The sequence below is a fragment of the Pseudomonas sp. ES3-33 genome, from assembly GCF_000952175.1.
Lineage (GTDB): Bacteria > Pseudomonadota > Gammaproteobacteria > Pseudomonadales > Pseudomonadaceae > Aquipseudomonas > Aquipseudomonas gregormendelii.
In genome coordinates this window covers 1-14288 of the sequence record NZ_JZRI01000006.1, presented here as the reverse complement: position 1 = coordinate 14288, position 14288 = coordinate 1, and the positions used below count along the sequence as shown (strand labels likewise).

The following is a 14288-nucleotide window of genomic DNA, read 5'->3' as shown; positions in this document are numbered from 1 at the left end:
GTAAGTAGTCAAGGTATTCTGCAGAGCTTTCTGTTGGTGCTAAATGAGGTGCGAATTTTTTTATCAGGATTTCTGCGATCGCGCCTGACTCCGCAATTATTTTTCCATCAAGCTCGATAACTGGAGATTTGCCTAGGGGGTGAATGCCCCTCAGTGTCTCGGGGGCTAGATGTGTTTTTTTATCACGCTGATACCGAATAATTTCATATGGTTGGCCTATTTCTTCCAGCAGCCACAGAATACGAAACGACCTTGAGTCATTGAGGTGGTGAAGTTTTATCATCATTTTTACGCCTTCTGAGTGATCTCGGTAAGGGAAATGTGCATTGTCTGAGGCTATCGATAGTTAATTTGCGGACTCGCAACGAGTAGGCAAGAAATTGTATCTGTCAATATGCGACCAGTCTACTATTCTGGTGGGCTTAATGCTCCGATAGCACTTACGGTCCGCTCCGAGTCCTTTGAGATCTGCATCTCGATGCTTGTCTTCTAGCGAGAGAGGAGTGCGCCCACAGAAATCCAAGGAGCTTTGGGAGGCTTAGGATTGGTTCTTTGCGTGTACTGCGGCGCTATGAGGATGCCGAGCGTGGGTTGGTGTTTAGACCTGCGGCGGCCATCAACAATTGCTACAATCTCTGGAGCAAAAATCTCACATAGACGACTGGTCTATTTTATGGTAGCTTGCACTGATGAAACCACGTTACGATGATACGCGCCAACATTTGCTCGATACGGGTCACCGAATGATGGTGGTTAAGGGGTTCACGGGTGTTGGGCTTAACGAGATTCTGCAAGCCGCAAGTGTGCCAAAAGGTTCGTTCTATCATTACTTCAAATCCAAGGAGCAGTACGGGCAGTGCTTGCTCGAGGATTACTTTCGCAATTATCTGGCGAACATGGATGAACGATTTGCCGCTACCGGCAATACAGCCCGTGAGCGGCTTATGGGATATTGGCAGAAATGGCTTGAAAGCTATTGTAAGCCCTGCGATGAGCAAAAGTGTCTTGTAGTTAAACTGAGCGCTGAGGTTGCAGATCTTTCGGAGGTTATGCGCCTCACTCTCCGTGACGGAACAGATCAGATAATTGAACGTATTTCTGGCTGTCTTGAGCAGGGTCAACTAGACGGTTCTTTGCCGCAAGGTGATGCTTACCGAACGGCCTTGGCGCTATACCAGCTTTGGCTTGGTGCAAGCCTGCTGAGCAAGCTGCACCGTAACAGTCGGTCGCTAGAAAATGCCATGGCTACTACTCTGATGATGCTGGTCCCTGAGGAGGCGTGATTACGAGATCGCCCACCCTCCCGCCTCGGTAGGGTGGCTTTTTTATGTGAAAAATAGCAGACTGGTCTAATTTTTCCGTTGATGCGGTTGTTTTTCCCCGCCATCCAAGGAGTGTGAAGATGTCTCAATCAAAGCAAATCAATCGAAGCGTTGTTCTGGCATCGCGTCCACATGGTGCGCCTGTCGAAGCGAATTTTCTTATTGAACAAGGTCCAATTCCTGAACCCGCAGAGGGGCAGGTACTTCTGCGTACTATCTATCTATCGCTAGACCCTTACATGCGTGGTCGCATGAGTGATGCGCCGTCCTATGCCCCTCCTGTCGAAGTGGGCGGAGTAATGGTGGGGGGCACTGTATGTCGTGTGGTTGCCTCAAAGCATCATGCCTATAAAGTGAATGACTGGGTGCTGTCTTTTAGTGGTTGGCAGGACTATGCGCTGTCTGATGGCAGCGACCTGACCCCTTTGGGCGATTCGCCAGCGCAGCCGTCTTATGCATTGGGCATATTTGGAATGCCAGGCTTCACCGCATACATGGGCTTACTGGATATTGGTCGGCCGCAGGCGGGTGAAACGCTGGTGGTGGCGGCTGCTACCGGGCCGGTCGGTGCGACTGTCGGGCAAATCGGCAAGATCAAGGGCTGTCACGTGGTCGGTGTGGCCGGAGGGGCGGAAAAGTGCCGGCATGCTGTCGAGGTGCTAGGTTTCGACGCCTGCCTCGATCATCGAGCGCCGGACTTCGCCGAGCAACTGGCCAAGGCCTGCCCGTCGGGTATCGACATTTACTTCGAGAATGTCGGTGGAAAAGTCTTCGATGCTGTGCTGCCGCTGCTCAATGCCAAGGCCCGAGTGCCGGTCTGCGGAATTATTGCGCACTACAACGATACCGCTTTACCCGACGGGCCAGATCGCTCGCCTGCCTTGATGGGGGCTATTCTGCGTAAGCGTATTAAAGTCCAAGGCTTCATTATTTTTGATGATTACGCGCACCGCTACGACGAATTCTTTAACGATATGTCAAGCTGGTTTGCGCAGGGCCGGATTAAGTATCGTGAAGAATTGGTGAGTGGTCTAGAGGAGGCGCCTAAGGCCTTTATCGGCCTGCTAGAGGGGCGTAATTTTGGCAAGCTAGTGGTTCGGGTAAGTGAAGACTGATTGCCTGTTGTTGGAATGACAGTGTTTTTTGCTCTGCCAGCTCAAGCTCCTTGCTGGTAGGGCTTTTTTATTTAAAAAGATCCAGGCCACTAAGTACAAGTAATGCCTGTGGGGGGATTATGCACGCACGCAGTAAGCGCTCGCATCAAATAAACGCCGCGTTCTGGCGTGTACTGGTTGGCTGCTTGGGGCTTTACCCAACGCTTTTGTTGGTGCTGAGTATATTAGCCCCGCTGACCCGTGATTTGAGTTTCCCAGTAATGGTATTGGTGGAGGTGCTGGTATTGGTACCAATCACCCAGCTTGTCTCCTTTCCGCTGGCCGGGTGGTTGGTTGCCCGTTTAAGGCGGATTAATTCGTGAACGTATGAGGCTGTTTTGGCCTGCTTCCCATACCGCACCCACATGATTAAAGCGATAACTAAGGTTGTCGGCATTAAAAATACTAGTCTGAGGAATGAAGATGCAAACGCTAATCATCAATGGACAGTCGCACCAAGTCGACGTGCCGCAGGATATGCCTCTGCTTTGGGTCTTACGCGATGTGCTTGGCCTCACCGGGACAAAATACGGCTGTGGTATTGCTCAGTGTGGCGTTTGCACCGTGCATCTTGATGGTCAGCCGATACGTTCGTGCGTGACCCCTGTTGCTGCTTTGACGGGCCGCTCAATCACCACCATTGAAGCCATCGGTGAGACTGCTGTCGGTCAAGCCGTTCAACAGGCTTGGCTGGCGCATGAGGTGGTGCAATGCGGTTACTGTCAGTCAGGGCAGATCATGGCGGCCACTGCTCTGCTGCAGAGCCAGCCCGCGCCAGACGATCAGGCGATTGATGCTGCAATGGCAGGCAATCTTTGTCGCTGCGCCACCTACACCCGTATTCGCACAGCCATCCACAGTGTTGGCCGTGTAGAGGAGGCGTGAGATGAAGAAGACAATCGAAATGAATGTTGATATGTCCCGTCGCCGTCTCTTGCAAGGCAGCGGTATCGCGGTCGGCGGCTTGGTGTTGAGTACCTGGCTACCGCCGTTGGTGTCCAAAAGCGCTGCCTCCGAGGCTGCTGCCTTAGGCCGGCTGGGTGATCGCTCCGCTGAGGGGTTCGGGGCCTTTGTGCGGGTGGGCCCAGATGGCGTGGTCACGGTGATCTCGCCGAAGATTGAAATGGGTCAGGGCGCGCAAACTGGTATTGCAATGATGGTGGCGGAGGAGCTTGAGGTCGATTTGGATAAGGTAGTAATCCAGGAGGCCCCACCGAACTCCGCACTGTATACCGATACCCTGCTTCAGTTTCAGGCCACTGGTGGCTCGACCTCTACCCGTTACACCTGGGAGCCGCTGCGTCGGGCGGGCGCTACAGCGCGCATTCTGTTGATTCAGGCGGCAGCGCTGCAATGGCGCGTCGCGCCGAGCCTGTGTCATGCGCAGAATGGCCAGGTGTTTGGCCCCAAAGGCCTGCAGGCTGACTACGGCGATTTGGTCGAGGCCGCTGCGACGCTGCCGTTGCCCGACGCGGTGCCGCTGAAAACCCCCGAGCAGTTCAAGCTGTTGGGCACTCCCGCGCAACGCCTGGACACGCCCGCGAAGGTCAACGGCAAGGCGCGCTTTACCATTGACCTGCAAATCCCCGGGATGCTGGTGGCCTCCAGCATCACCTGTCCGGTGTATGGCGGACGGCTGCGTTCGGTTGATGAAACTGAGGCGCGACGGGTGTTAGGGGTGCGCGACATCGTGCGTTTGGACAATGCCGTGGCCGTTACCGCAAGTAACTTTTGGGCCTGCCAGCAGGCCATCAAAGCGTTAAAGATCGAGTGGGAACTTGGGTCGAACGCTACTATCGGATCAAAGCAACTGGACCAGGAGCTGCTAGCCGCAAGTAGCCGTGATGGCGTGGTCGCTAAGCGCACAGGCGATATTGAGCAAGCCAAACAGGGATCTTCCAGCCAGTTCGAGGCCGTTTACGAGCAAGCGCTGTTGTCGCATTCGCCGCTTGAGCCCATGAGCTGCGTGGCCCATGTGCGTAAAGATGCGTGCGAGCTATGGGTGGGCACCCAAGTGCCGGTCTTCGCCCAACAGACGGCCGCCCAAGTCACCGGGCTGCCCTTGGAAAAAATCCAGGTGCACAATCAATTGATCGGTGGGGCATTTGGCCGGCGTCTGGAGTTCGACTTCATCACCCAAGCAGTGGCCATCGCGCGTCAGGTCGATTACCCGATCAAGCTGGTCTGGAGCCGTGAGGAGGACATGACCCACGACCTCTATCGGCCGCTCTATGCCGATCGTATGCAAGCCGCCCTCGATAAGCAGGGGCGTCCGCTGGGCTGGGAACACCGTATCGCTGGTGCCTCGATTCTCGCCCGCTATGCCGGCAGCTTGCCTCCCAGCGGCGTGGATGCCGATGCCGTTGAAGTCGCGGTGGAACCCATCTACCGCCTGCCGCATTTGCAGGTTCGCTATATCCGCCAGGAGCCGAGTGTCGTGCCCGTGTCCTGGTGGCGAGGCGTGGGCCCTCTGCGGGGGACCTATGCCCTTGAGTGTTTTATTGATGAGCTGGCGCACAATGCCAAGGCCGACCCGGTGGTCTACCGTTTGGAGCTGTTGGCGGACCAGCCACGTGCCCAGGCGGTGCTGCGCTTACTTGCTGAGAAGAGTGACTGGTACCAGTCTTTACCTGCTGGGCAGGGTCGGGGTGTGGCAGTAAGTTCGGTGTTTGGCAGCTATGTAGCAACTCTCGTTGAGCTTGAGATGCAGGGTGAATTTGGCTTGCGCATTAAACGCTTGATCAGTGTTGTGGACTGCGGCTTCGCGACTAACCCGACGTCGGTCTTGGCGCAGGTTGAAGGTGGGACATTATTCGGTCTGTCTGCTTCGTTGTTCAACGAAATTCTTATCGAGAACGGTCAGGTTCAGCAGACCAACTTCCACAACTATCGGCAGCTGCGCATAAGTGAGGCGCCAGCAGTTGAGGTGCACCTGCTGCCTAGCCTGGAAGCACCGGGCGGAGTCGGGGAAGCCGGTACTGCGCTGATCGGTCCAGCTTTGGTTAACGCTCTCTACGCTGCTTCCGGTACGCGCATTCGTCGGTTACCACTTAGCCGTGCTGGCTACTATCCGGTTTGAGGAGTTACTCATGAATTTGATAACAAGTTGGCTATTGCTCGCTAGCGGATTCCTGGTGGCGCAGTTTGCGTATGCGCAGGAGGACTTACTTGCCAGGGGCGAGTATCTTGCGCGCGCTGCAAATTGCGTGGCTTGCCATACCGTGCCCGGTGGTAAACCCTTCACCGGTGGTGTCGAATTTAAGCTGCCATTCGGCTCGCTTTTTTCGCCCAATATCACTCCAGATAAGCAAACTGGCATCGGAGCCTGGACTGATGATGAGTTCGTTAGCGCGCTGCGAACCGGCGTGGGGCGCGATGGCAAACACTACTATCCAGCATTCCCTTATACGTCCTACAGCAAGATGTCGCGTGACGACATCCTGGCCATCAAAAGCTATCTCGATAGCCTGGAGCCAATCGAGCAGGTGGCTCAAGAGAACCAGCTGAACTTCCCGTTCAATCAGCGTTGGGGGATGTTTTTCTGGAATATGCTGTTCCTGGACGACAAGCAATTTGAAACCGAGGCCCAGCACTCTACCGAGTGGAATCGAGGCAAATACCTAGTGGAAGGTCCTGGCCACTGTGGTGAGTGCCATTCGCCTCGGAACCTGTTCCAAGCTGTCAGCAAAGACCGTTCGCTTGCCGGTAACCTGATACAGGGTTGGAACGCTTACAACATCAGCTCTGACCCGATACATGGCGTCGGTGCCTGGCCCACGGACGTGCTGGCGCGTTACTTGAAGGACGGCGCGGCGCCAGGATTCGGGTTGTCCACCGGGCCGATGGCGGAGGTGGTGGAGCACAGTCTGAGCCATCTGACCGACGCCGATCGTCACGCGATCGCCGTTTATCTCAAGGACTCACCGGCGCGCAGCGAAGGTGTGGCTCGTCCGCAGCAGGCTAAGCTTGCACCGCAGGGGGGCGACAATGCCCTTGGCAATAAACTGTTCGCCGAAGCCTGTTCTAGTTGTCACCGCTGGGACGGGACCGGAAACCAGAGTCAGACTGCCATGCTACGGGGTCTAAAGACGGTCAACGATCCTGCCGCCAGTAATTTGCTGGGCATCCTGCTAAATGGGCATGGTTCGACCGACACCCGGGTAGATCGACGCATGCCGTCGTTCGGGACCATTTACTCCGACCAGGAATTGGCTGCGCTGAGCAGCTTCGTACTGAAGCGCTTTGGCGAGACTGGTGCGCAGGTATCGGAGCAAGCTGTGGCTAAGCGCCGTACCGAGTCCCTTCATTGAGCCGAGGTGCCTCATGTCTTGTCTGATTCCACTGCTGGATGTACTCCTGGCGGAGCGCAATGCTGGCCGAGAAGCGGTGCTTGCGACCGTGGTAAAAGTCGACGGCTCTGCGTATCGGCGACCAGGAGCGCGGATGCTAGTCTCGCGCTTCGGCAGGCCCGAGGGGACCATCAGTGGTGGCTGCCTGGAGGCGGAAGTCGCCAGAAAAGCCTGGTGGTTAACTGAAGCTGGGCCTGCACTGCGTAGCTACAGCACCTCCGAGGCGGATGAGGGCAGTGAGGAAGCGCTTAGTTTCGGGCTGGGCTGCAACGGTAAGGTTCACGTATTGTTCGAGCGGCTGCCTGCCAGTGGTCCTTGCGCGTTGATTACTGCGTTGCTTGGCGTTCGCGACACCCAGCAACCGGCGGCCATCGCCACGGTGATCGCCAGCTCGGCTGATGGTTCACACCGGTTAGGTGATCGCCTGTTATTAGTGTCAGGACAAAGCGCCGAGGGCGAGTTGCTGCAGTCGGCGCTGGCTGAGCAGATCAGGATTGATCTCCAACAGACCTTGGTGCGTGGAAAGTCATCCCGATATCTTTACCCGAATGGCACCGGCAAGATTGAAGTGCTTATGGAGTACCTGCCGCCCGTGCGGCGTTTGGTAGTGTTTGGTGCGGGCCATGATGCCCAGCCGCTGGTGCGCATGGCCAAGCTCTTGGGCTGGCATGTGACAATCATCGATGGGCGGTCACACTTTGCCCGAGCAGAGCGTTTTCCCGACGCTGACCAGGTGCTGGTTGGCGATGTTGAGCAACCTTTCGCCTACCGTGAACTTGTACGCGGCGCAGCGGTGGCGGTGATGACTCACAGCTTGGTGCAAGACGCGCACTGGCTGCAGGGAGTGTTGCACAGTGAGCCCTGTTATGTAGGGCAGTTGGGCCCGCGTGAGCGCACCGAGCGCCTGCTGGCCGGTATCCACGAGCAGCAGGGCGAGTTGCCAGGGCTGGCGTGTTTGCATTATCCGATTGGCCTGGACCTGGGCGGCGACACTCCGGAAAGCGTGGCTATGGCGATGCTGGCGGAAATTCAGGCGGTGCTCAATGGTCGCAATGGTGGCAGCCTGCGTTTCAGGTCCGCGAGTATCCATGATAGCGACCCAGTGCTGATCGCTAGCGAGACCGAAACCGAAATCGCTTTTGCTGCAGAGGCTTATCGGCGGTTCGCCGTGCAGCCTTGACGACTGATCAACCGAGGAACCTATCAGCGTGAATCAAACCATACGCGTTGTAGCGATACTGACCGCCAAAGGCGGCAAAGAGCAGCAGGTCGAGCAGATTCTGCGAGCTTGCGTGCAGCCCTCGCGGGCCGAAGACGGTTGCCTGTCTTACGTCCTGAGTCGGTGCATTGAACAGGTCGGACGGTTTGTCTTCGTCGAGCGCTGGGCAAGCCATGAGGCGATAGCGCTTCATCGGCAGATGCCCCATTACACGACCATGGCCAATGCCCTTGGCGAGCTGCTGAGCGATCGTCAGGTTTATGTGCTGGAGGCGTTGGCTGAGGATGGCGAGTCAGCCACTGGCTTCGACACGGACATGGCAGGGTGATCGTCGATCGACAGGGTCGGCGTTTCCGCAAACTTCGCCTGAGCCTCACGGCTGCCTGCAATTACGCCTGCACCTACTGTGTGGCCGATGGCCGCCGCTTGGTGGCCGCGCGTGATGAGCTGGCGGCCGCGTCGATGCTGCGCGCCGTCGAACTGCTCAGGGATGTCGCCGGTATCGACGCGCTGCGCATTACCGGCGGTGAGCCGCTGCTGAGTGATCGGCTGGAGCCTTTTCTGCAGGGCATCGGTGCGCTAGCGTTGCAGGACATCAGCCTGACCACTAATGGACAATTGCTGGCCGGCAAGTTGCCGTTATTGCGCAGCGCGGGCATCCAGCGGGTCAATGTGTCCCTCGACACACTTGACCCGCGCGCCTTCCGCAAGATCGCAAAGGGCGGCGATCTGCAGACTGTGCTTAACGGCATTGAGCTGGCGCGTCGATCTGGTATGAGCATCAAAATCAATATGGTGCCGATGCGTGGCAGCAACCTCGACCAGGTCATGCCCATGTTGGCGTTCTGCCTGGAGCAGGGCTACGAATTGCGCTTTATCGAGCTGATGCGCATGGGCCATCTGGCCCAGCATGCAGAGGCTTTTCGTACCCAGTTCGTCGGCCAGCGCGAGCTGCTGGAGCTTATCGGCGAGTGTTATGTCTTCACACAAACCGAGGCAGCGCTAGATGCCACTGCGCTGCGTTATAGCGTGGGCGAGCGCGGGGCGTTCGGTATTATTGCCAACGAAAGCGCGCCCTTTTGCCGGAGCTGCAGTCGTCTGCGGTTGTCGTCTACGGGCTGGTTATACGGATGCCTATCATCCAATCGCGGACATTTTATGGGCGCGCTGTTGGATCTGCCGACTGAGCAGGCGCAGCCGCAACTGAAAGGGTTGCTCAGTCGTGCGCTGCAGGACAAACAAGACGCCACTTTTACCGGCAGTGCCCTGATTATGAAATCGGTGGGTGGCTAAGGTCGGCCGGCTTGTCGACGTCCAGCAGGATGCCCCTATCAGCAAGCGTCACTTCTATCACCTGTTGCGCATGGGTGGCGATTAAAGCCTTGGCCCCATTCTCCCCTTGCAGTTGCATCAGCTCCGGCCAAAAGCGCCGGCCGAACAGCACGGGGTGTCCGCGCTGGCCATCGCAGTAAGCGACAACAATATGTTCAGCGTGCGCATGCGCGCGCAACTGCAACAGCGTTGCGAGAGTAATCCACGGCATATCCCCGAGCAGCACCGCCACCGCAGTGGCCTGCGTATTTGCCAGGCTCTGGATGCCGGCGGCCAGGCTTGAGCCCATGCCCTGTTTGGCGTGGGCCGCACGTACCAGATGAATGCCATGCGGAATAGCCAAGGCCTCTGCATCATCCTCAGCCTTTAATACGACTCGAACATCGCTGAAGGCTTCTTTCGCGCGCAACAACGTCGCGCGCAAAAGGCTGTTGCCGTCTGCCAGCTGGGCAAGGCGTTTGTCGCTGCCGAAGCGTTGCCCGGAGCCGGCGGCGAGAACTAGGCCGACATACTCAGGCTTGCGGTGCGGTTCTGTCATGTTGAAAAAATCCTATGCTGCCCCCTGAAGAAGAAGGTCGGCCGTAAAAGACCACTAGGAGGCTTCGCGCTTCTCTCTGGAATGTGCAGTATTTTGCGTATACCGCTCCGGTTTCAGAGTGATTAAGTGACAGTTTGGCGAAACCAAAGTGCGTTTCCACTGGGTAGTGAAGAACGCCGCGCCACAGGTCAAGTTGTTCGATCTGTCGAACCTGCACATGTCCTGGCTGGCCGGTATTTGCTGATCACCCCAGGCGAGATGGGGGCGTAATGCAGAGTATGCCCGCTACCAAATGCTCGCTGCGGCTAAAAACTCATAAATGAACGGGTTAGTTGATCGTTACTTGGTCAGATTGCTGTTTTTGAAATCGGCAAGCACTGAAATCAGCCAGAAATACAAGGTTTCTTCAGCCTTAGATTTTTTCTTGCAGCGCTTTGAAAAAGGCATCGATATTTTCGTCGTGGCGTTTGTAGTAGGTCCAGGGGCCGATCCGCTGCGATGTCACCAATTGCGCGCGCTGCAGAGCTGCGAGATAAAGCGATGTGGTGGACTGCGAGAGGCCCGTGCGCTCTTGGATGATACTGACGCACACGCCTACCGTTTCTGGGTCGACCTCCTGCTCTGGAAAGATTGTCCTGGGATCCTTGAGCCAATTGAGGATGGCAAGGCGCATCGGGTTTGCCAATGCTTTCAGTGCTTCGTTGACGTCAATGGTCATGGAATGTTGATACCTGTTTTTTGCGATATTTAGATATCTTCCGGGTTTGCGCAGAAAAATGGAAGGTATTGACGTGACCTCTGCGCCCGCCGTCTGTTGCAAGGACTGGCCGCTCCTGGCTGAAGTATTGTTGCTCTGTCAGGCAGCACTATCAGAAGCCTGGACGCCGAATTGCGGGACGATATGCTTGCCAAGTTCCTCGATAACCTCTGCTGCGGGGCGTTTACCATACTTGAGGTTCAGGATGACGTGATCTACACCGATTTCCTGAAGTGTATCCAGCAAGGCCCGAAGGTGGTTACGTCCTAGTCGAAATCCTAGATGGATATGCGAGGGCGGCGTGGACGGGTGTTCGTCCAGGTCGATATAAAGCGATTGCAAGAACGGCTTGTAGATAGTGCCACACTGTTTAACTATTTCCTGTCGCCAATCCTCCACGATCAGTCGCTGTATTTTTGGCGGACGTGGATAGTTGATCCATCCATGGCTTTCACGTGCGATCCAATCGAGCGGCTGGCGGCTGTGTCCGGTTACGAATAGCGGTATTTCCCGAGTCGTAGGTTTGGGAACGAGGTCGGCCCCCACTAACTCGCCGCCACTCCAGCGAATGGGCTCGAAGTGTGTTCGATGGGCTTGGCGTATCACATTGAAGTTTTCTTGAAAGGTCTCGCCACGCTTTTCTGGATCAATGCTGAATGCGGGAAACTCCACGGGACGATCGCCAGAGGCTACTCCCAGGAGCAAGCGACCTCCGCTCAACTGATCAATGCTCGCTGCGGCCTTTGCCGTGTGCAAGGGATTACGCAAAGTAAGGGCGATGGAGGCGGTACCTAGTGCGATTTCTGTTGTATGGGCTGCCATGTAGCCCAGATACACCCAAGGGTCGAAAACCTGGCCGACATCGCCGAAGCTTGGGTCCCTGAGTGGGACGTCGCGAAACCAGAGCGCCGAAAAACCAAGTGCCTCTGCACGTTTGGCCAGCGCGACCTGATCTAGCATGCTCGGTGTATCACCTTCGAAAGCCTCTAGGGGAAAGAACAGCCCAAGGCTTAGATGACCCTGCCTGAAGGTTCGTTTGAATCCCCTATGCTCTTGGTAGGGGATCGTGCTCGGTTGGTACATGCTTAACTTCCTCGGTCAGCAAACGCTGAGCCACGCCCCTGAGTTATGGGGCGTGGCATTGAGCGTTTAGGATTTGTAAGTCGGGTAGTCGGTGTAGCCCTTATCGGTACCGCCGTACATGCTGCTTGGATCAACTGGGTGAAGCGGCCAGTTGTTGGCGATACGAGCGGGCAGGTCGGGGTTCGCAATGAAGGGGCGACCAAAAGCGATCAGGTCGCCCCAGCCAGCTTTTATCACGCGATTTCCTCGTTCAGCGGTGTACTTGCCGGCATAGAGAATCTTGCCGCTGAAGGTCTTACGAACATCTTCCCGGAACGTCTCAGGCAGCTCGGGTGCGTTTTCCCAATCGGCTTCGGCGAGCGACAGGTAGGCAATGCCCACTTCCTCGAGGATCTTCACTGCCTCGATGTAGGTTTGGTGAGGATCTTCTTCGACCAGGCCAAGGTATACGCGGTCTTCGTCTGTGGTCGCGAACAGCGGGGCGAAGCGAACTCCCATGCGCTCCTTGCCGACGACACCAGCAACGGCCAGGGTGATTTCGCGCAGGAAGCGAAGACGGTTCTGCAGCGAACCGCCATATTCATCATCACGCTGGTTGGTATGGGCCGAAATGAACTGGTTTACCAGGTACCCGTTCGCGCAGTGAAGCTCCACCCCGTCAAAACCTGCGTCCAAAGCATTTCGGGCTGCTTGGGCGTAGAGCTCAACCAGTTCCTTTACCTCCTTGGTGGACAGGGCTCGGGGGGTCGATGGGTCGGCCAGTGCACCCGTGCCGGGGCCAGTTTCGATGAACACCTTGACGTTGTCCGCGCGGATGGCTGATGGCGCGACGGGCGCTTCACCACCGGGTTGCAGCGATGTGTGCGACACGCGGCCTACATGCCAAAGTTGAGCAAAGATCACCCCCCCTTCGGCGTGAACAGCGTCGGTGACCTTACGCCAGCCTTGTATCTGTTCTGGGCTATGAATGCCGGGTGTCCAGGCATAACCCTGTCCTCGGGGTTCGATCTGTGTGCCCTCGGTCACCATGAAGCCAGCACCGCTGCGCTGACGGTAATATGTGGCCATTAGGTCGTTCGCAATATTGCCGGGTTGGGAGCTGCGCGAACGCGTCAGTGGCGGCAGAACGATACGGTTCTTGAGGGTGTATGGGCCCAGCTGAGTGGTTTTAAAAAGTTCTGATTGTGTCATTTCGTTTACCTGCATATCTAAAATATTCGATGTTATAGGTCAAAAAAACATGGATCAGCGAGGTCAGAAGAGCCCGAGCGGTGCTTCGTTGAGGCTGACGTAGATGTTCTTCTTCTGGCTGTAGGCTTCCAGCATTGACTTGTGAGTTTCCCGTCCTAGGCCAGATTTCTTATAGCCACCAAAGGGGGCGTGGGCAGGGATCTCATGGTAGGTATTTACCCACATACGTCCGGTTTCCACCGCGCGTGCCACACGTAACGCCCGGTTGATGTCTTGGGTCCAGACTGCGCCCGCTAGGCCGTACTCGGAGTCGTTGGCCATGGCGATGACCTCCGCTTCATCCTTGAAAGGAATGACGCACAGAACAGGGCCGAAAATTTCCTCGTAGGCGACGCGCATATCGTTGCGAACATCGACCAGAATCGTTGGCTGGATGAAGAAGCCGGCATCGTAATCGGCACCTGTAAGGCGACCGCCGCCGATCAGTACCTCGGCACCTTCCTGTTTGGCGATATCAACGTAGCCGAGGATCCGTTCCATCTGGGTCTTGCTGACCTGTGCGCCCATCATGGTGTCTGGGTTCAATGGGTCACCCACACGCACAGCTTCGAACTTATGCTTGAGCTCAGCCAGGAATTGCTCGTAGATGGACTCGTGAACGAACAGCCGTGCGCCGGATTCGCAGACTTGGCCTTGGTTCCACAGGATGGCGAGGACTGCGCCTTCCACGGCCTTGTCCCAGTTCGCATCGGGGAAAACGATGTTGGCTGACTTGCCGCCCAGTTCAAGGGTGGCAGGAATGATTTTCTTCGCTGCCGCATTGGCGACGAGTTCGCCGACACGCGTCGAGCCAGTGAAGGCAAGCTTGCGCAGGTCTGGATGATCCAGTTGGGCCTGGCCAACTGAGGTGCCTAAGCCTGTGACGATGTTGACCACGCCGGCCGGAAGTACCTTGGCGAAGATCTTCGCCAGTTCAAGGATGGTTACCGGGGTTAGCTCAGAAGGTTTGATGACTACGGTGTTACCCGCCGCGATGGCTGGAGCGATCTTCCAGGCGGCCATAAGAAGCGGGAAGTTCCACGGAATCACTTGGCCCACGACGCCGAGGGGTTCACTGAGAGCGATGCTGAGTGTTTGCTCATCCAGCATGACCGCCTCATCCGATTGGCTGCGGATTGCGCCGGCGAAGTAGCGGAAATGATCAATCGCCAGTGGGATGTCGACGGAGCGACTTTCACGAATGGGTTTGCCTACATCAAGGGTTTCCAGAACGGCGAACCGATCGGCATCGGCTTCCAGCAGGTCGGCGATCTTCAACAACGCATTGGCGCGTTCCGCTGGCG

At 56.6% G+C, this 14288-nt stretch carries 14 protein-coding genes; 8 read left to right on the top strand and 6 right to left on the bottom strand.

Going from position 1 to position 14288, the window contains the following annotated elements:
* Positions 1-283: glutathione S-transferase N-terminal domain-containing protein (locus UB23_RS28135; protein ID WP_160298056.1), on the bottom strand; the 283-nt coding region annotated here is incomplete at its 3' end.
* A 406-nt stretch (positions 284-689) separates the two neighbouring features.
* Between UB23_RS28135 and UB23_RS00555 the strand changes: the two genes are divergently transcribed.
* The 8 genes from UB23_RS00555 to UB23_RS00520 all read left to right on the top strand — a co-directional run bounded on the left by UB23_RS00555 (position 690) and on the right by UB23_RS00520 (position 9337).
* Positions 690-1283, top strand: a complete 594-nt coding sequence (locus tag UB23_RS00555) for a TetR/AcrR family transcriptional regulator (RefSeq protein WP_010562379.1) — start codon at positions 690-692, stop codon at positions 1281-1283.
* A 119-nt stretch (positions 1284-1402) separates the two neighbouring features.
* A complete protein-coding gene (locus UB23_RS00550) occupies positions 1403-2437 on the top strand; it encodes an NADP-dependent oxidoreductase (protein ID WP_010562380.1) in 1035 nt (344 codons plus the stop codon).
* A gap of 462 nt (positions 2438-2899) precedes the next feature.
* Positions 2900-3361, top strand: a complete 462-nt coding sequence (locus tag UB23_RS00545; protein WP_010562382.1) for a (2Fe-2S)-binding protein — start codon at positions 2900-2902, stop codon at positions 3359-3361.
* A gap of 1 nt (position 3362) precedes the next feature.
* Positions 3363-5555, top strand: a complete 2193-nt coding sequence (locus UB23_RS00540; protein WP_010562383.1) for a xanthine dehydrogenase family protein molybdopterin-binding subunit — start codon at positions 3363-3365, stop codon at positions 5553-5555.
* Between the two features lie 10 nt (positions 5556-5565).
* Positions 5566-6786, top strand: coding sequence for a cytochrome c (locus UB23_RS00535; RefSeq protein ID WP_038443637.1), 1221 nt, complete (start codon positions 5566-5568; stop codon positions 6784-6786).
* A 13-nt stretch (positions 6787-6799) separates the two neighbouring features.
* Positions 6800-8005, top strand: coding sequence for an XdhC family protein (locus UB23_RS00530; protein ID WP_038443635.1), 1206 nt, complete (start codon positions 6800-6802; stop codon positions 8003-8005).
* Positions 8006-8033: 28 nt separating this feature from the next.
* Positions 8034-8372: a putative quinol monooxygenase gene (locus UB23_RS00525; protein ID WP_038443633.1), complete on the top strand. Its 339-nt coding sequence runs from the start codon at positions 8034-8036 to the stop codon at positions 8370-8372.
* On the top strand, positions 8369-9337 hold the full coding sequence (locus tag UB23_RS00520) for a GTP 3',8-cyclase MoaA (RefSeq protein ID WP_045057437.1): 969 nt from the start codon (positions 8369-8371) through the stop codon (positions 9335-9337). The genes UB23_RS00525 and UB23_RS00520 overlap by 4 nt, the downstream gene beginning before the upstream one ends.
* Here UB23_RS00520 and UB23_RS00515 read toward each other — a convergent pair.
* The 5 genes from UB23_RS00515 to UB23_RS00495 form a co-directional block, all read right to left on the bottom strand.
* Positions 9315-9914 carry a nucleotidyltransferase family protein gene (locus UB23_RS00515; protein WP_038443632.1) on the bottom strand — a complete coding sequence of 200 codons (600 nt, stop codon included), beginning with the start codon at positions 9912-9914 and terminating at the stop codon, positions 9315-9317. The two genes, UB23_RS00520 and UB23_RS00515, sit on opposite strands and share 23 nt — an antisense overlap.
* 412 nt (positions 9915-10326) lie before the next feature.
* Complete coding sequence (locus UB23_RS00510) at positions 10327-10632, bottom strand: ArsR/SmtB family transcription factor (RefSeq protein ID WP_010562390.1); 306 nt, start codon at positions 10630-10632, stop codon at positions 10327-10329.
* Between the two features lie 138 nt (positions 10633-10770).
* Entirely contained in the window at positions 10771-11754 is a 984-nt protein-coding gene (locus tag UB23_RS00505; protein WP_010562391.1) for an LLM class oxidoreductase, read from the bottom strand.
* Positions 11755-11820: 66 nt separating this feature from the next.
* A complete protein-coding gene (locus UB23_RS00500) occupies positions 11821-12945 on the bottom strand; it encodes an alkene reductase (RefSeq protein ID WP_045057438.1) in 1125 nt (374 codons plus the stop codon).
* Between the two features lie 63 nt (positions 12946-13008).
* Positions 13009-14288: aldehyde dehydrogenase family protein (locus UB23_RS00495; protein ID WP_045057436.1), on the bottom strand; the 1280-nt coding region annotated here is incomplete at its 5' end.